The organism is Desulfomonile tiedjei DSM 6799 (assembly GCF_000266945.1).
In the GTDB taxonomy this organism is placed as follows: Bacteria; Desulfobacterota; Desulfomonilia; order Desulfomonilales; family Desulfomonilaceae; genus Desulfomonile; species Desulfomonile tiedjei.
Window position 1 is genome coordinate 1412016 of record NC_018025.1, and the last position, 19565, is coordinate 1431580.

Consider the following 19565-nt stretch of genomic DNA (forward strand, 5'->3'; position numbering starts at 1 on the left):
CTTAAATGGACACCTTCTGGTGTCAAGAAGGCCGTCAATGTCCCCCTTTTGTAAAGGGGGATTCAGGGGGATTTCAGGGGTTTAGTTCAGAATCCCCCCTGGCCCCCCTTTATAAAAGGGGGGGAACATTCTGATAAGTTAACGTCTGTGTCCCTCGTTGGTGCCCGAAATAACTGAGTAAACGATTCCAAATGCCATTTGTGAAGTCAGTCGCTTTGAAAAAGCATTCGCAACAGATCAACTCCAGACAACCAGGTTCATGGAAAGCGGATTAAACAGGTACGGATGGAAGGGAAGGATTCTCACGGTGTACCCGTAAATTCCGGTTTCACGACAAGGGACCGTACCTTTGAACACCCATGTTCCGTCCGATGCTTTTTCAGAGCTCATCATGGTGGTAATGTTGCGATTGAGCATGAGATCCGAACCGTCTTCTACTTGTCCATGGCAAAGGTCCACCACAACCTCTTGTGTTCCGACGTCTCCCAGCCGAATGGTCGCGGACACTTCCAGGTCGTCTCCAAGAGCCACTCTGTCGCCGCTTGGAAGATTGATGTCCAGCACCTGGATGCTTTGCCATAAGCCCCGAATCCTCTGTTTCCAATCGCGCAATTCGCGCGCCCGCGCCATCCTGTTTTCCCCGAGTATTTGATGGGCCCAACCAGCGGGAACATAATAATCGCGCAGGTATTCTTCCACCATACGATGGGAATTGAACTTGCCGCACACTGTAGCCATGCTGTTCTTCATCATTTCGATCCAACCGTGCGGATGTCCGTCAGGACCGCGATCGAAAAAGAGCGGGACTACTTCGCGTTCCAGCAGCTCGTAAATTTCGTTTGCCTCCACGTCATCGCGATATTCGGCATCTTCATATTCTTTTCCCGCGCCAATTGCCCAACCGTTTGTGCCGTCATATGCCTCAGGCCACCAGCCGTCGAGAATACTCATATTCAAAGCACCGTTTGCCGCAGCTTTCATACCTGATGTACCGCATGCTTCCATGGGACGTATGGGCGTATTGAGCCAGACATCAACCCCCTGTACAAGATAGCGGGCTATATTGATGTCGTAGTCTTCGAGGAAAACGAGTTTCTTCCTGAAACCTTCCAATCTCGATTGATGCACCACTTTCTTGATTATTTCCTTGCCCAACAGGTCCTGGGGATGGGCTTTTCCTGCAAAAATGAACTGCACCGGCCTGCGCTTGTCCGATATTATCTTGAGGAGTCTATCAGGATCTGAAAACAACAGACCGGCTCGCTTATACGGGGCGAATCGTCGAGCGAAACCGATGGTAAGAGCCTCCGGACTGAGAACTTCCCGGGCTCGCCGCACTGCCAAAGAAGTGCCGCCCAGGTTCAGCATCTGTCGGTAAACCTTTCTTCTGCAGAAAGCGACCAGCCGGTCCCTTCGCGTCTCATGGATGTTCCACAGCTCTTCATGCGGAATTCCGTAGACTCCGGACCAGATCTTCTCATTATCCGGTTCTTCTATCCAGCCTTCTCCGAGATACCTCTCAAAGAGATCTGCCATTTCTTTGGAAAGATATGACGGAATATGCACGCCATTCGTTACGTACCCTATGGGAACGTCTTGTTCGTCAACCTCTTTCCACAGGCCTCGCCACATTTTCCTCGAGACGCGGCTATGCAACCTGCTGACTGCGTTCACGCCGCGGGACATGCGCAAAGCCAATACAGCCATAGAGAGAGGTGAATGCTTATCCTCGGGATTCTGCTGTCCCAATTCCAGGAGATCCTTTACGGACATTCCGAGAGATTCCATGTACCTCCTGAAATATCGCTCCACAAGCTCTGGAGGAAAGAGATCGATACCTGCCGGAACGGGCGTGTGCGTTGTAAAAACGGTCGATCCCGCAACGGCTTCCAGTGCAACATCAAAGGGTATCTTGTACGTGGTCATGGACTGGCGAATGCGTTCTAATGCAGCGAATGCTGCGTGCCCTTCATTCAAATGGTACACGAACGGCCATAAACCGAGCATATGGAAAGCTCTGGCGCCGCCTATTCCGAGGACAATTTCCTGCTGGATACGCATTTCAATGTCACCACCGTACAATTCCGCTGTGATCCTCCGGCTGGCAGCGGAATTGGCAGGATGATTCGTATCCAACAGATACAGAGGAATGCGTCCTACCTGCATCTTCCATATGAGCACCCGAACTTGCCTGGAATCCAGGTCCAATTCGAAGCTCGCCTGATTTCCTGTCTCGTCAAGCACCGGTGAAACCGGCATATTGTAGAAATCGTTATCGGGATACAGCTCCTGCTGCCAACCGTCTACATTGAGGTATTGTTGAAAATACCCTTTCTGATAGAGCAACCCCATACCCATGAGCGGTAAGCGCAAGTTCGAAGTGCTCTTCAAGTGATCCCCGGAAAGCACACCGAGGCCGCCCGAATATATGGGAATGCATTCGCTCAGGCCATATTCCATACTGAAGTATGCAATGCGGAAATCAATGGGTTTGTCGATGTTAAATGAGTAAATTCCTACGTTGCTTATGTAATCTTCGAACGCCTGCTCCGTCTGGAGTACCCGTTCCATAAGCAGTGCGTCCTGCGTTATTTCCGCCTTGCGCTCGGGTGAGAGATTGGCCAACAGCAGTATAGGATTGTGCTTGCATCGTTCCCAGAGTTCCGGGTCCAGTTCCTGGAACAAGCGGTTTGCTGCAGGATTCCAGGTGAACCAAAGATTTCTCCCGATATTCATCAAAGCCTGCAATTCGTCAGGCAGATCAGGTTTGACGATGATATGTCTCATGTGACGCCCCATGCCGAACGTAGTGAGGATCGCAAGAATTTCTAACAGTGTAACAAGCGGACGTCAAGTTTGACGAATGTGAGCAGGAAAAGACGTTCCGAGGAATCTGTTTTGGCACCAGGGGTTGCCTGGGCTGCTCCCAAAAAACTCTCATCATTACGGGTGAATGTTAGTTATCGCAACTCCCAAAATTAACGTCTGACTGAATGTAATACCGATTCGCTTTTGTTTTTATAATCTGGCAGGCTTGAGGTATCCTTCGCTCCGGACGACGCAAGGCCGTCTAATCACTCCGCTCAGGACACCTCAGCCTTCGCCATCTCATATGCATAATTACGATAAGGTATAAGAACATCGGTGGGTGCCGGCCTCCGTGCCGGCACAATCTTCCATATGATCAATGATATCGATAGAATGGACCGGCAGGGACGCTCATTTCCTGGAGAAGTGACGCGCGGCGATATCAGCCCGCTTTTTCGCTTGCCGACTTTCGCTTTTCGGGAACACTATCGGCGTACTTGGCCTGAATCTTTCTGCACACGTCATCCTTCACAGTCTGCCAGGAGCAGAATGCTGTTGTTCTGATGCGGCCCGAATCCACATCTTCGTATGCGAACACGGCAGGACAATCTTTGAGGCGAGCATCCTCGAGACCTCCCTTGTCCTCGTATGGGATGGTGAGAAGGGTCAGTACATGCTTGAAGCTTGTTCGGTTTTTGAGTATCTCGTCGATCTTTCGGCCTCGAGCCAGGTCTGTGAGTGCTCCAATTATGTTTGTAAACGCCGAGCCACCGAATATACGTCTTATGTTGAGGTTTTTTCCCAGTGTTTTCGTCAGCGCCCAAAATGATGCAATGTCGACGAACGTCTTTCTCAAGCCGTTCGTTTTCTTACGTGCAGGTTTGGCCGCCAACTTCGAATCGATCTTGCGCAACGCAACGAGCAGTTCCGAAAGAGATACTTTCAGGTAATCGGAAAGAGGAGAATATTTCTCGCCGTCTGAAACCAGCACAGTGGCACTCTCGCAATTGGGATGCGAACCGCCGAGAGTCTGTTTCCCGAAAAACCGGGAGAGAACCTCGAACTTCATCATTCCCGTGGAGACAAACTCCACTCCATGGATCATTTCCTCAAAAACCTGTTCCACGCATTCGGTTGTCGTAGGTTCCAGGTTCACGTTATCCCCTTCCCAGCAGGGAGTGAGCGGAACAAAAGCCCAAACCGAAACGTGCTCGCGGTGCTGGTGGATGAACTCCAGCATGTCACGCATGTTTCCGTCGTTGACGCCTACCGCTAACGTGGTGGTAATCACCAGTTTGTTCACTCCGCACTCGATGACGTTCTCCAAGCCCTTCTTCTTGGCTGCCAGAGAATTGTCCCCGCGAAGAGTCTTGTAGATTGTCGGACGAGTGCCGTCGAATCCGAAGTTCACCTGGATTCCCAGGGAACATAATTCCTTGCAATAAGCCTTATCGGCAAGCTTAATGCCATTCGTAAATAGCTGTACCTGAAAGCCGTACGATTTCGCCAGCTTGACTATGGTGAGGAAATCTTCGTGAACAGTGGGTTCCCCACCGAAAAAGCAGATATTCGGCCGAGGATCGTTATCCCGGAAGTGCTTAAAAACTTTATCAAAGTATTCAACCGGCGGATGATACGCGTACCCCATGGCATCGACGTACGCAAGGCAAATCGGGCAATGCTGATTGCACAGGTTTGTAACGTCCACGGAAACGGTAGTCGGAGGAGTGTGCGCCTGATGATCGCATTCTTTGCAGTTCAGGGAACACGCTGGATGAGCCGGTTCCTTGTACCCGACCACTTCTCTTTTCCAGCGCCATTTCCGCGCATTCTTGGTAACGAGCGTGGAAGAGCGGCCGCATTCTCGGCAGAATTTGACCAGGTACACTTTGTTGTTTCTGATTTCGTAGCATGCATCAGCAGGATTACCGCATTTTTCGCACAAACCGATTTTCATAATCGCTCCCTGACATATAAAAGAATGGCTCCAAGAAATCGGAATGAGTATTTCTTTGGAAGCCGTACATTGATGTGGAAAAGATCGCTTATTAAGGCGCAATGCTTATCACATGCTTTTTTCTTGTCAAGCTAAAAAGATTTGTGAGATACTGAAAGGTTGGAAAAGAAATCAACCAAAATGCCCGTGCAGGAACCACATTCTTTTGCCAATGGAGCGCTCTCGGAATGCTCATGAAAATGTGGTATGCACGGATATTCAATCCAACCGGGCAAGAGGTGCTGTATGCATCGAGGACCGTCCATACTTCTACTTGCTGGAGAAGCATCCGGTGATTACCACGCGGCCGCTCTCGTGAGGGAAGTACGAAAGCTCAGGCCTGAAACACGATTTGTGGGTATAGGTGGAGACAAGCTCGCAGCAGAAGGAATGGAGCTGCTGTTTCACTACAAGGATGTGAATACCATCGGCCTGAGTGAAGGCTTTGCAAAAATACGAAGTATCTACCGCGCGTATCAATCCATGAAGGATCAGTTGCGTGACGGCGGGCACCAGCTTTTTATCCCGGTAGACTATCCCGATGTGAATATCCGGCTCTGTCTGTTTGCAAAAAGAGCAGGGATTCCTGTGTGTTATTACATCAGCCCCCAGGTGTGGGCATGGCGTAAAGGCAGGACACGCAAACTGGCGAACCGCGTGAACCGCATGATGACGCTGTTTCCTTTTGAAGAGAAGCTCTACCGCAGGGCAGGTTTACAGGCCTACTTTGTCGGGCATACCATGGTGAACGATATTCCCGAAAATCTGGGCAGAGCTGTCGTCCGTTCCGGGTTGAACCTCGATCCTGATAAGTACACGGTTGCACTGGTCCCGGGAAGCCGTCCGGCAGAGATTATCCGTATGCTTCCCAAGATGTGTGAGGCAGCCGATTCATTTACCAGGGAGTTCCATGATACCGCCTTCGTGCTTCCTCTGGCCGGTCCTCATCTTTCGGAGTTGGTAGATCGAATCCTGACGAAGTATTCCTCCCAGATTCACGTGCACCGAACCGAAGCTTCAACGCTCATGGCTGCTGCCGACTGCGGTCTCGTGACTTCAGGAACAGCGACGCTTCAGGCAGCACTGGCCGGAATGCCGCATATCGTCGCGTACGAGTTGGATTCCCTGAGCTGGTGGTTTGCCACAAGGATTCTCAAACCCTTACTCATGGATAAGGATCTGCATGTAGCCATTGCCAATGTTCTGGCAATTCAGCAGGAAAAGGAAGGAAAAGGGCCGATCAAGTTCATGCTCGATGCAGGATTTCACGTGCCCTGTCAGGAATGCCGAAGACCGCTCTTCGTACCTGAATTGCTCCAGGATCATGCTACTGCGCCAAATATGGCCGCATGGCTCAGGCGATTCAGAACCGAACCGTCCCTTTGCGCAGCAATGGCCCGCGGTTTCTCGGATTTGAGACGATCTCTCGAACCGACCCGGACAGGACCGACCGCAGCAGAAATCGTCTCCGAGTTTCTGTGAACCAATTTATGGAATCAGGCCTGTGTCACGGATACAGGTTGAACACTGATGAACTGAGAGAGAGTTTCATTTTTGGGATACTACGCGATGCTCTCCAGAGCACACGGTTGTCGACTGAATATGGCTTGCAGATAAGATTCAGAGGCAGTCGATTTTGCTATTAAAAAATGAGGGGCCATGTTTTAATAGCACGAGACTTTATTAAAGACCTCTTTAATAACGGAATTGAGCCATGAATCGTGGCCCGCAAGGAAAACTCGTTCGTCAAACCACAGCCTCTGAAGATTTCGAAGCATTTATCCCGTTTGCTCTCCCGCCGGAGCCGCCAGTAGAGATTGATCTGGATCTCTTGGAGAAAGCCAACCGAGCAGTGGGACGTTTGGATGCTCTCACGCTTCTTCTCCCGGATTCTTCCCTTTTTCTTTATTTCTATATCCGAAAAGAAGCAGTCTTGTCCTCTCAAATCGAAGGGACTCAATCTTCATTATCCGACCTCCTCCTGCACGAATATGATAAAGCACCCGGAGTTCCTATACATGACGTGCAAGAAGTATCGCAGTACGTAGCGGCTCTCAATCACGGGTTGGAACGACTGAGAGGCGGATTTCCTCTTTCGTTGAGATTAATACGTGAAATTCATGAGATACTCCTCTCTAAAGGACGAGGTAGCACCCGAACACCCGGTGAATTCAGAAGATCACAAAATTGGATCGGGGGCACTCGTCCGAGTAATGCATTGTTTGTTCCGCCTCCGCCGGAAGAAGTGATGCGTTGTATGGGAGACCTGGAGAAATTTCTTCACGATCAGCCTGTTCGGACCCCTCTGCTTCTTAAGGCAGCACTGACCCACGTCCAATTTGAAACGATTCATCCTTTTCTCGATGGTAACGGACGTCTGGGGAGACTTTTGATAACGTTTCTCCTCTGTGTCGAGGGCGCTTTGTCCGAACCTCTTCTTTACGTGAGCCTCTATTTCAAAGAGAATCGAGACACCTACTACCATTTGTTGCAGAGGGTTCGCGTCGAGGGGGATTGGGAAGCCTGGGTAACCTTCTTTCTGGAAGGAGTGATAGAAACCTCGGAGCAAGCAGTAAGAACCGCGCAGCGGATTACACATCTGTTTGTTAATGACCGGATACGTATTGAGAAGATGGGACAGGCAGCCGGAAACGTCGCGCGAATCCACACCTATCTTCAGAGAAACCCTGTGTTGGAGATTCCCAGAGCCGCGGCGGAGATCGGAATCTCTCAACCGACCGTCACATCAGCCCTGAAGAGGCTGGGAGAAATCGGAGTCGTGAAAGAAATTACAGGTAAAGCCAGGGAAAGAATATACGTATACAAGGACTATCTCGACATTCTTGGCGAGGGGACTCAGCCTTTATAATTTTTGGTGAAGGCTTTCATCTCAAGTCCTTGCGAGTATCTTATTTATTAGTTCCAGGTTAAACTCCTCCGGATCAAAATCGCTCGACACCCAATCCAGCACATCCTCATATTCAGGGTCGGATGGATCTTTGAGAACTTCCAAAAGGTTCTCGTATCCCGGTGCACCGCCGCAATCCTCCGGGGGGCAAGCACGTTTACCCTTAATGCAGACGGGATACCGGATTTCGCTTTCCATCGGCAGAATTTTCTCCACAACAATTTCGTGCTCCCAAGAGTCGCCAAAATCGTACAGGTAGCGGAATCTTTCTTTTTCGCCGGTAATCAACTGACCCAAAGTCACGTTTTTTTCCTCTAGCACTTCTCCTTCCATGAATTTCGAATCCCCATAGGAATCTCCAAAGACGAAAAATTCATGGAGATGTGCTCTATCCCATCCCATAACCGTTTGAAGGATGTGATGGAGTAGATAGAGACTTGTGTCGCTACGGACCTGAATCCGTCTCCATATAGGGGGTCTGATGCCTCGAAGCGTAATCTTGAGCTGATAAATGCGTTTTTCGACGGATTTCTTTTTCATGGGCATTTCTCACTCCATGGTTGAGGTTTTGCCGTTCAACTGCATCAGAGAGAGGTTCGGTTTTCTATATCTATACCGAAAACAATGGTCAAGAAGTAGCTCTAGATTTTAGAGCAGTTGACATAATTTATCACCTTTTGAACACCCTACCCTTATAAGAACGGGGGGCCCGGCGTCTCTGCCAGCCGAACTGGTGATTTGTTTGAAAAATGTGCCGGCACGGAGGCACGGCACCTACCGGTTTTCGATAAAGCGCTTTTCGCAATCAGACAAGAATTCTGACATTTGCTATTATGACACCACGAAAGATACGGTTCACTTCGTTCACCACATCCTCTCCAAGTCCAGAATACTCATGTTGATTTGACGATCACCGGCGGTCATTTGGCAGCCTGTCATCAGACCAACAGGCAATACTAATGAAGTCGATAGATCCAGGGGAACGCCGGACCCCTGCCATGAGCCGGTAGCGGTCGGCCTCCGTGCCGGCCAAATGGGTTCATAAGCGCCAAATGGTATGAGTTAGCGCCCATGCGCAACATTACTCTGCTGACTGAAAACCGTGGGAAACCGCTCAGAATCCGAATGTATCTTTCAGTTTCTTGAAGAAGCGTCGACTCACCGGAACCATTCGCCCCGATTGCATGCGGATTTGCGCTGACTGGTTTTCCTGTAGCAAAATTTCGTCCGCACGATCCATATTCACGAGAAATTGTTTGTGGCAGCGGATCATGCCGGTACGCTCCTCCAGGATTTTTAAGGTGAGTTCCGTGAAGAATTCACCTGCACCGGTGATCACGTAGACTCCGGCAATATCGGAACGTATGCACTCCACATCCTGCAGTGCGATGAGCTTGATACGCTGTGACAGCACACAGGGGATTCTGGTGATAGGTACAACAGGGTAGGGCGGCCGCGCGGGTTCCCGCACCATTTTGCGCAGCTTCTGAACCGTCTTTTGCAGGCGCTCGGCTTCCACCGGTTTGAGCAGGTAATCCACTGCATTTTCATCGAAAGCCTTAAGCGCATATTCATCGTAAGCAGTAACGAATACCACGATGGGCATGATCTCTTCATCGATCATGCTCAGCATCTCGAATCCTGATAGGCCGGGCATTCGAATATCCAGGAACATAACATCAGGACGGTCTCGCTTGATTGCCTGGAGCGCTTCCACCGCGTGAGCGCACATGCCGACCACTTCGAATGCGTGCGTCTGGGTGAGCAAGGCATTGAGTTCCTCTCGCGCATGGAGTTCATCATCCACGACAATGGCTCGGATCATACCTGATTATCCTGGAGCGGAATACGTATCGACACGCGGGTGAACTCGTGGGGAGTGCAGCTCACAATAGCTCCGCAGTGCGGTCCCATAAAGGACTTCAACCGCCGGTCCACGATTCTTATCCCTAGACCGTCGTGATTCCCGTTTTCGCAGAACATTCCGGCGTTGTCCTCGATCTCTATGAGAGCCACGTTATTGTCATGTTGAGCCCGAATGCGTGCGACTCCAGGTTCCAACATGTGTGAGATGCCGTGTTTGATGGCGTTTTCTATGAGAGGTTGCAGCGTGAATGTCGGTATTTTTAGAGCAAGCAGCGTCGGATCCACATCAGTCTCCACTCGGAACCGACCTTCGAACCGGGCTTTTTCTATTTCCAGGTAGGAATTGACATGAGCCAGCTCTTCTTCGAGAGTCGAGAGCCCGGTGTTGCGCTTGAGATTCTGTCTGAAGAAATTCGCAAGCTGAATAAGCAATTCCCTTGCACGGTCCGCATCGGTGCGAACGATCGCGACTATGGTATTAATGGCATTGAACAGAAAATGCGGATTGACCTGTGCATGGAGGAGCTTGAGTTCAGCCATCATCAACAGATTTTTCTGCTCTTCATAACGCGAAAGCAGAAGCTGGTTCGATAACAGACGAGCAATACCTTCTCCCAAAGAACGGTTCATGAAAAGGAATCGTTTATCCCCCGACTCGTACAGCTTGATCGTCCCGATTACTTCATCGTCTATAGTAAGTGGCAGAACGAGCGCTGAATTGAGCGGACAGGTAGGCGAAACCGAACATCGAAACTGATCTCTGATCCCATCGGCATAAATAACGGTATTCCCCGCAATGACCCGTTTGGTCAAGTCCGACGAAATCGGGTCTCCCACCCGGTGATGATCCGCTCCCATACCGGTAAAAGCAAGAACACTGTCCCGATCCGTAATTGCCACTGCGCTGACATTGGTCTCTTCCTGGATAATTCGAGCCAGGTCGCGGGCTGTATTCCGGTTAAAACCGCTTCGAAGAATATTGAGCGTACGCTCGGCGATTTTGAGCGCGTGTGCTGAAAATATGGCAGCAGTTTTGTCGTGCATATTTCTCTGGTCGCGGATAATGCTCATGAAAAGCGCACATCCCAGGGAGCTGGTGAAGATCATCGGAAAAGCGATTACTTTCACAAGCGCCAGAGCATCGGCGAATGGGCGGGACACCAAAAGGATAATGATCATCTGCACCACTTCCGCCCCTGCTGTGGTGACTAACGCAATTGCGGGGCTGAACATTCCTTCAGACCGTTGCCGCCGAAATAACCAGAGATGAATCAGACCCCCAATGCACCCTTCGACCGTGGTGGACAAGCCGCACGACAAGGCCGTGAAGCCGCCCAATGTGAATCGGTGCAGTCCTCCGGTAAACCCCACTGCAGTGCCGAGCACCGGACCGCCTATCAAACCGGCTAAAACAGGACCGATGGCTCGAGTATTGGCTAGAGCATCCTGAATGGGATGCCCGAGGTACGATCCCAGGATGGAAAGCGAAGAAAAGAAGAAGTACAGATGAATCTTATCCCGGAGCGTCAACTGTTCGCCTGTTAGAGGCCTGAACCACGGTGATTTGCAGTACACGTACCCCACTACCAGGAACACGGACATTGTCTTCAGCAATGAGAAAAAGAGAATCATGAACCTGTCTCCGGGGTCACGAAACCTGATGGCTCGTTACGATTGTGCTGTCGCCCCTTAACGATATGCCCGTAATCGCGTGCTCTTTCGGAAAGGAATATTTTTATGAATTGTCCACTCTCAACACACCTGAAATATTCGCCTTTCAAGGATATCAGGAGCCCCTTGTTCTGGCAAGTGTCGTTCTCGATATGAGAAAAGCCATTCTTGGTGGAAGCAGAGGATCCCGGGAGACGGCTCTTGACTAAAAGTCTCCCGGGAATTCCCCCCCTTCAGTGTAAGTATCAAGACTATTTGGGACCGATTTCTTCCGCCAAACCAGCCTCTTCAGCTCCTATTGACGGAGTTTCAATACTCAGCAGATCGTACCACTTCTTGAATGCCTCTATGAACACCAGCCCCATGAGCACCATGAGAATAACGGACAAGGTAACGAGCAGCCACAAACCCTTGGGCAGGAAGTTGTCCACAATGTTGAGATACCCTGCGGTCATGGTTACCGGTACCATAAATAGTCCCGGCGCAGCCGTTATCCATGCATACTTTTTGCGGCCCATGGTAATAATCATGGTGGTGCCCACGATCAAGCCGCAGGTGGCGAGAAGTTGGTTGCTCATACCGAATAGCGGCCAAATTGTTGAAATGTCCCCAGTGTACACGAGGTATCCCCATGCAAAGGTGAACAGAAAACTCGTGGCGATGATCCCGGGAATCCATTTCTTTTCCTGGAACTTAGGAATTACTTTTCCAATCATCTCCTGGAGCAGGTACCTGCCTACACGTGTCCCCGTGTCCACCGCAGTAAGGATGAACACTGCCTCAAACATGATTGCGAAGTGATACCAATATCCCATCAATCCCTGCATGTACGGAATAGAGGAAAAGATGTATGCCATGCCAACCGCAAGCGAAACCGCTCCACCGGGTCGTCCCTGAAGCTGCTCGCCAACGGCCGCACCCAGATCGGGCAAATGCACCGGCGTCATACCAAGTTTTGCATAGACAGCCGGAGCAGCGTTGATGGCAAAGTAGTCGGCGGGAACAAGCACGCATGCCGCGACCAGCGCCATGATCGCCACAAATCCTTCGGCCAGCATGGCTCCGTAGCCGACGAAGGGGATATCATTTTCAGAAGAAACCATCTTGGGCGTGGTGCCCGTTCCGATTATGGCATGGAATCCTGAAAGGGCTCCGCAGGCAATGGTAATGAACAGGAAGGGGAACACCGAGCCCGGAACGATGGGGCCGCCGCCATGGACGTACTTTGTCACTGCCACCATATTCAAATCGGGTCGGACGAGGAAGATACCAACTGCCAGCATGGCGATGGTGCCAAGTTTCAAATAGGTGGAGAGATAATCCCTGGGACACAGGAGAAGCCACACGGGCAATACCGATGCCACGAAACCGTATATAGGGATGAAGATCGCAAGCTGATTCTTGGAAAGCGTTAACCACGAAGACAGCGTGGGATGTTCAGCTACATACGGACCGGTGATGACCGCGAGAAATAAGAGGATCGCTCCCATGATACTACCGCCGGTCACGTCACCGGGACGAATCACATGCATGTACACGCCCATGAGTAAGGCGATCGGAATCGTGCAGAACACGGTCCAGGCTCCCCATGGGCTGGAGAACATGGCGTTCACCACGGCAATGGATAGTCCCGCCAGCGTCAACGTGAGGATGAACAGGATTGCGAACGATGCGACAGTTCCGGCACGCTTACCTATGAGCTTCTCCGCGATGTAGGAAAGGCTCTGACCGTCGTAACGCATCGACGCAAAGAGCACCACCATGTCGTGCACGGCTCCAGCAACCACCGCGCCGATGATTATCCAGAGTGCTCCTGGAAGGAACCCGAACTGTGCGGCAAGTACCGGTCCCAATAGTGGGCCCGCTGCCGCAATAGCAGCAAAGTGGTGGCCGAAGATCACGTACTTGTTCGTTGCATGATAGTCGTGCCCATCTTCAAAGGCAACGGCAGGCGTCGCCCGTTTCGGGTCGATCACGAGCACCTTACGAGCGATGAACAACCCATAGTACCGATAAGCAAGAGCAAACACGCACAATGCTACGAAAACAAGCGTTAAGGCATTCATGTTTTCCCTCCTTTGGATGCGGCACTGCGCGTGCCGAGCCACAACCGATAATGCCGACAAGAGAGCAATCCGAAAACATATTGCTCCTTGTCCTTCGTGGCAATCAGGATCGAGAAAGTATTTCCTGTTGCTTGCATTCAGGGTGAGTCAACTCCCAATCCGGTGCAAGCATTCAACGAGCAACCGGCCACATGACGCGGCAACCGGCTGACTGGAGGGATAAGCGGTTGGAGGTTTCGGGGCGCAAGCAGAAAGGTTGCTCGGATTCGCTGTGTATCGTTGGTTATTATCTCAAAATAATAATAAGTATAATGAGTAATCGTCAATTGTGAGAAATCGGTGTCGGATTACTTTATACCAACTCCCATGGCGAGGAGCGCTCTATTCGCATCTGTTCAAGGAATCAATATAGTGAGCGCCAAAAATTCTGTCGTTTATCCCGCGTGTGAATTTCAGGATATCGGTAGGGACCGGCGTCTCTGCCGGTCCATTCTATACCGATTCTCGAAAGTAATCACGGATTGTGAAGAGCAGTTCCCAGCAATTGGTAGCGCCGGCCTCCGTGCCGGCGAACAATTCACCAAACAAAGCAATAAGTTATCGCCGGCAGGGACGCCGGCGCTACTGATTCTTCCCATTGCAGGCATTGGATTCCGTCAAGACTTTCGATAACAGCTATAGACGGCTTTGCGTCGTCCGGAGCGAAGGATACTCTAGACTCGCAGATCATGAAAAGAAAAGCGAATCAGTATTATGACTTTTGAGAAACACAGGAACCGTAAATTGAACGTGCTGTTCCCTTTTTCTCTGTGTATCCCTGCAATGTTTGCTTCTGTTGAAGGAGTCAATGAGACACCAAATAACTACAGTTGATGGGTGTATCATTGAGATTGGAACGCACACAAAATGAAAGGTCCGCGTGCATGGTAGGAAACAACCGGACCTTTCCACAAATATATTAAGTAGGTAGGTATTGCTGATGTAGACACTTGCTTGTGATCGGGTGTTCCTGAAAAAGACAATAGCATGCAAAAAATTTTCTTCTCGATTGAGAAAAAAAACAAAAGGGACATTTCAGGTAATCAGACCACAGGGGATAAATATTTAGGCAACTCTGAGATATTATTGAGAATTCGTCTCGGCTTCAAAACGGCCAATTCTTCGGGGCTGAAGAAATCACCAGCAATCGCGAACGCGTCGATCCCCGCGTTGCGAGCAGATTCGATATCGATGGGCGCGTCCCCTACATAAATCGTGGTCTCTCTCTCGCCGGAGACTGAGTCCATGAATTCTACAAACATTTCAGGAGAAGGTTTTGCCTTAAACCCGTCCTCCGCGCCTATGATTCGTTTCATCCGGGTTGCGAGTCCCAAATGCTCGGCCAATATGCGCGCATATCTTCCCTTCTTGTTGGTAATAATCCCAATAGTCGCCGTCCCGTTCAGCACGTCCAACATTTCCCGAACACCGGGGATGACGGTGGTTCTTTGAAGAAATATGGTGCCATAGTACTCGCGAAATATTTTTATGCCGATTTCGGATTCTTCCGGCTTGAGGAAGCTCCTCACGAAATCCATGAGAGATATGGACGTCACGCGAATTATCTGGTCCCTTGTCATACGTGGATAGCCCAATTGTGCAAACATGTAATTGAAGGCATCCGTAATCGAATCGATAGAATCCACCAGGGTTCCATCCATATCAAACGTGACTGCTTCGATTCTTCGAGTAAGCAGAAGCGGGACTTCGGCAAAGCTTTCCGCACGAATTGCAGGAATGCCTTTAATAGCGCAATAGTGCCACAGATCTTTTAGCGCAATCACCACGTCTGCATTTTGAGCAGCATGACGGTCTGATTCACCGTCACCGATGAGAATGATCTTGTCATAATCGGATCTGAACGACTCGAGAATCTTCAATTTGCAGGTGCCGCAGATTCCGCAATCGGGATTCGCGTAAGGATGCTCGATCTTGACTTTTGAGTCTTCGCCGATGATTAGACGGTTTGCAAATATTTCCAAACCTTCTATGCCGTGATTCCTGAACAGGGTACGAATAGTCGCCTCGAATCCGTCAGAAACAATTTTTACGTCTATTCCTCGCGAACGAGCCCACCTGAGAAAATCGGGAAAATGAGGGTCCAACTCCGCATGCTCAAGCACGAATTCTTCGAGTTGCTGCCGACACATGCGCATGAGCGGCGCGACCCCTAGATACGCCTCCCGAGATCCTATGTCACCCCGCAAATACCGCTTCACATGAAATCGCCACTCAGGGGAGATACAATGCGATCTCACGAGACGGTTCACCGTATCTTTCACCGATACGGTGCCGTCAAAATCGCAGAGAATCAGAATTTTCTGCGGTAGGGTTTCATGATATGAAGAGTGCGGCATATTTTCGGTCTACAATCAGGAGACTTCCAGGACTTCGTATTCCTTCAGACCTCCAGGAGTTTTGACTTCCACGACGTCATTCACTTCTTTGCCAATCAAGGCTTTTCCGATGGGAGAGTCTATGGAAATAATCCCTTTACTTATGTCCGCTTCGTCCTGGCCGAGAAGTGTGAAGATTTTTTGATCGCCATTGTCGACATCTTCAATTTTTACGGAACAGCCGAAAACGATTCGATCGCTTTTGGGTCTGTTGTTGAGGTCGATTACCTCACAGGCAGCCAGTCTTTCCTGCAAGTCGCGAATACGTGTTTCGATCAGCGCCTGTTTTTCTTTTGCATAAGTATATTCGGCATTCTCCGAGAGATCCCCGTGGCCGAGGGCGATTTCGATTTCTTTGATTACTGCCGGCCGTTCTGTTCGGATCAGCCGGTCCATTTCTTCCTGCAATTTTCTAAGCCCTTCAGGCGATATGGGTCTCCTGGGCGTCATCACTGCCATCCTTTTCAGTCATATCGAAGTAAGGTACGTAAAAACAGGCAACAGCTCACACCCGGAATCGGGTCGTGAGCTGTTGCATCTCTGAAATTTTTATCAGATTTCGGATTCTAGGTCAACAATCTGTAGCCGCCCGGGACGAAACTTTCACGGAGCAGGTATTTCTTCTCCAGTCTTTTCTACTCCATAGCCGCCAAGATCGTTCACCCGTTTCTTGAATCGATCGCTCCTAACCACATCTATAAGTTTCAAGACTTTTTCATCTTCCATATGTTCCATTGGGATCACGAAGTCGTACTGCTCCACTGCAACGGGAACAAAGTCCAGATCGAGCGCTCTTGCTGCTGCGAGCACGCCCATTCCCACGTCTGCCACGCCGGAAAGAACCGCAACGGCTACGGATGTGTGCGTGTATTCTTCGGTATCATAGCCTTTGATTTCCGCAGCGTCCAAACCGAGCCTCTGAAGATGATAGTCCAGAAGAACACGTGTTCCGGCGCCGGCCTGGCGATTGATAAAAGTGACGTCTCCCCGCAGCAGATCGTGGAAATCTTTGACGGACTTGGGGTTTCCTTTGGGAACTATGAAGCCCTGCTCCCTTCTGACTCCATGTATCACTTTCACCGGTATGTCCGGAATGTACCGACGAATGTACGACCAGTTGTAAACGCCGGTTTCCGTATCGAGGAGGTGAGATGTGGCCATGTGGGATGTTCTGTTTTTCAAAGCCAGCAATCCACCGAGACTGCCCACATTGCTTGACGAAAGGAACACGTTTCGTTCGATAAGCTCGTCAGCCAGAATATCCAACGTCAAATCGTGGCTGCCGATGATAACAAGCGTGTGTTCTATTTCTGCGATATTTCTCAGCAGTTCCACTTGAACTAACGAGGACTGATCCACTCCCTCCTGTGACGAAGGTATACGCAATATTCCGTCTGCTCTGGTAAGCGTGGTTATGGATCCTGCTCCCCTGGGGAGTGGAGCGGCAATCACGCGGTCGCCCACTTTTCCGAGCTTCATTCGTAAAAACTCTTCCTGTCCGAGTTTCGACGGAATCTTTCGTGCAACCATTGCGTTAATAGTCGGTCGACGCTGTCTGGGGCGTCCCAACATCTCTCCCAGGAGTGGAAGTCCGAATACCTCGAAAGAGAGCACTGCGGAAACCGGATAGCCAGGATTTCCTATGACCGGCTTATCGCCTACGATGCCCAAAATCGTGGGCTTTCCGGGCATCATGGCGACCCCATGGACCAGTACTTCCCCCAATTCTCCGATGGCCGCAGCGGTATAATCTTCGGAACCCGCGGAAGAGCCTGCATTCACCACTACTACGTGAGCATCCGATTCAACTCCTTTGCGGATTGCATCTTTGATGTCTTCGAATTCATCCGGAATTATGGTGTGGTGCACCGGCTCACCCCCGGCTTGAGCAACGATGCCGGACAGGATCACCGTGTTGAACTCGAGAGTTTCCCCTGGTTCCAGAGGGCGTTCACGAAGCACCTCCGGTGAGACGAGTTCAGAACCCGTGGGTATAAAGAGAAACTTGGGCTTGCGCACCACTTCGATGGAAAGAACCCCTGCTGCAATGAGGGCTCCCGCTTCATACGGTGTAACCACATGCCTGCTCGGAATGATCATCTCCGAAGCGACAAAATCTTCCCCGACTCTGCGAACGTGGCGCCAGGGAACCAGACCCTGCTCGATCTCGAACGTTTCGTCATCGACGAAATTGACGTTTTCGATCATGATCACGGCATCAGTTCCGGTGGGAAGTGGCCTTCCAGTGTTCACCGGCCAGGCATCACGCCCGATTCTGAGCGTTATCGGACGATCCGGACCCGCTCCAAACGTGGATTCCGCCATGACGGCAAAACCGTCCATAGCGGCTGTATGAAAATGTGGGGATGACAAGATAGCATGGACGGGAAGAGCAGTTGTTCTGCCCACAGCGTCCAGAACCGAAATGTTTTCAGATCCGGGAAAGCCTTTCCTGCTGAGATGCTGTAAGAACAGGGCAAGCGCTTCTTCCGGCGGTTTCATGTCCAGATAAATATTCCTTCTCAAGGCTCCCCTCCATCCAATCGGAAAATAAATAGACCTTTACGAGATCGCCTTTGTACAGCCCCTCGCAATCGGTTTGAATAATGAAATAACCGTGGGCTCTCACCATGGAAGAAACCATTCCGGATTTGCCCATGACAGGTGTGGCGAAGAGTTGACCGTTTCCTTGTTCGAGCCGCACCCTTACGAAATCGGTGCGTCCCTCCTTTGACGGCACATTCCGTCTTAAGTGAGCATGAATGCAAGGATGCAGGAATGGACCTAAAGAGGTTTCACCTTCGAGGCGTCGCATAAGCGGAACCACAAATTGCTGAAGACACACCATCGCAGAAACCGGATGGCCGGGCAATCCTATGATCGCCTTTCCGTTCACTTGTCCCAGAATCAGCGGTTTACCCGGAGAAATCGACACTCCATGCAACAGCACTTCGGAGTCCTCATAGGCAGTGATAGCTTCTATAACATGATCGCGACTCCCCATAGAACTGCCGCCGGAAATGACAATTGCATCTGCCTCGCTCAAACCGCGGTCAATGTTGGACGCAAGATCTGGAAGGTTGTCCCTGGCAATGCCGATCCACACCGGAGTCGCATGCGCTTCGGTTATCATTGCCGAGATCGTATGTCTGTTCACGTCTCGCATGCATCCGGGCCGCGGAGTCTCATGAACAGGGACAATTTCGTCACCTGAGCTGAGCACTGCTATCTTCGGCTTCCGGTAAACAGTAACTTCGCTTTTTCCCATGGCTGCGAGCATACCGAGGTCCTGGGGCCGCAAACGATGGCCGGCAGGAAGCAGGACATCCCCGGCTTTGAAGTCCTCTCCTTTGCGCACCACATTTTCGTACGGAGCAACCGATTTTAATATTTCAACCGTGGTTCGATCTATCTGCTCCACGTGTTCGATCATGACAACCGCATCCGCATTGGGAGGAAGGGCTCCCCCTGTCCAGATGCGAACAGCTTCGCCTTTCTTGAGCTTCATATCCGGAAGTTCGCCCATGGCAATCTCCCCTGTCAACGTGAACAGGGCAGGGGAACTCTCGGAAGCTCCGAATGTGTCTGCTGCTCGAACTGCAATTCCGTCCATTGTTGACCGATTAAACCCGGGAACGTCTTCCTCTGCAATCAAGGGCTCGGCAAGTACGCGAAAGAGCGCATCACACATAGATATCGATTCTTGATGCAGCGGTTCGAACGCCTTGAAAAGTTCCAGTGCTTCCCCGGGCGAAAGCACCTTGAAAAATGGTTTGAGCATTGCTTGTTCTCGTGTACGTAACTGTAAGAATAGT

General features: G+C 50.6%; 12 protein-coding genes. 2 read left to right on the forward strand and 10 right to left on the reverse strand.

Annotated elements, in window-relative coordinates; genetic code table 11:
• Positions 1-237 precede the first annotated feature (237 nt).
• Both glgP and DESTI_RS05940 read right to left on the reverse strand, forming a co-directional pair.
• Positions 238-2787 (reverse strand): alpha-glucan family phosphorylase, encoded by a 2550-nt coding sequence (glgP, locus tag DESTI_RS05935; RefSeq protein WP_157212101.1) that lies wholly within the window; start codon positions 2785-2787, stop codon positions 238-240.
• 463 nt (positions 2788-3250) lie between these two features.
• A complete protein-coding gene (locus DESTI_RS05940; protein ID WP_014809056.1) occupies positions 3251-4765 on the reverse strand; it encodes a radical SAM protein in 1515 nt (504 codons plus the stop codon).
• 285 nt (positions 4766-5050) lie between these two features.
• Here DESTI_RS05940 and lpxB point away from each other — a divergent pair, with 285 nt between their 5' ends.
• Together lpxB and DESTI_RS05950 are read left to right on the forward strand one after the other, a co-directional pair.
• Positions 5051-6286 carry a lipid-A-disaccharide synthase gene (gene lpxB / locus DESTI_RS05945; protein ID WP_014809057.1) on the forward strand — a complete coding sequence of 412 codons (1236 nt, stop codon included), beginning with the start codon at positions 5051-5053 and terminating at the stop codon, positions 6284-6286.
• Between the two features lie 232 nt (positions 6287-6518).
• Entirely contained in the window at positions 6519-7673 is a 1155-nt protein-coding gene (locus DESTI_RS05950; protein WP_014809058.1) for a Fic family protein, read from the forward strand.
• 21 nt (positions 7674-7694) lie between these two features.
• Here DESTI_RS05950 and DESTI_RS05955 read toward each other — a convergent pair whose 3' ends face one another.
• The 8 genes from DESTI_RS05955 to DESTI_RS06000 form a co-directional block, all read right to left on the reverse strand.
• Entirely contained in the window at positions 7695-8252 is a 558-nt protein-coding gene (locus DESTI_RS05955; protein ID WP_157212102.1) for a plasmid pRiA4b ORF-3 family protein, read from the reverse strand.
• A 574-nt stretch (positions 8253-8826) separates the two neighbouring features.
• A complete protein-coding gene (gene btsR, locus DESTI_RS05960; protein ID WP_014809060.1) occupies positions 8827-9537 on the reverse strand; it encodes a two-component system response regulator BtsR in 711 nt (236 codons plus the stop codon).
• On the reverse strand, positions 9534-11210 hold the full coding sequence (locus DESTI_RS05965) for a sensor histidine kinase (RefSeq protein ID WP_014809061.1): 1677 nt from the start codon (positions 11208-11210) through the stop codon (positions 9534-9536). Before DESTI_RS05965 ends, btsR begins: the two co-directional genes overlap by 4 nt.
• Before the next feature lie 290 nt (positions 11211-11500).
• Complete coding sequence (locus DESTI_RS05975; RefSeq protein ID WP_014809062.1) at positions 11501-13315, reverse strand: carbon starvation CstA family protein; 1815 nt, start codon at positions 13313-13315, stop codon at positions 11501-11503.
• A 1082-nt stretch (positions 13316-14397) separates the two neighbouring features.
• Positions 14398-15711, reverse strand: coding sequence for an HAD-IB family phosphatase (locus tag DESTI_RS05985; RefSeq protein ID WP_014809063.1), 1314 nt, complete (start codon positions 15709-15711; stop codon positions 14398-14400).
• Between the two features lie 15 nt (positions 15712-15726).
• Positions 15727-16200 (reverse strand): transcription elongation factor GreA, encoded by a 474-nt coding sequence (greA, locus tag DESTI_RS05990; protein WP_014809064.1) that lies wholly within the window; start codon positions 16198-16200, stop codon positions 15727-15729.
• Between the two features lie 153 nt (positions 16201-16353).
• Complete coding sequence (locus DESTI_RS05995; RefSeq protein WP_014809065.1) at positions 16354-18276, reverse strand: molybdopterin biosynthesis protein; 1923 nt, start codon at positions 18274-18276, stop codon at positions 16354-16356.
• Positions 18182-19531, reverse strand: a complete 1350-nt coding sequence (locus DESTI_RS06000) for a molybdopterin molybdotransferase MoeA (protein ID WP_014809066.1) — start codon at positions 19529-19531, stop codon at positions 18182-18184. The genes DESTI_RS05995 and DESTI_RS06000 overlap by 95 nt, the downstream gene beginning before the upstream one ends.
• Between the last annotated feature and the right edge of the window lie 34 nt (positions 19532-19565).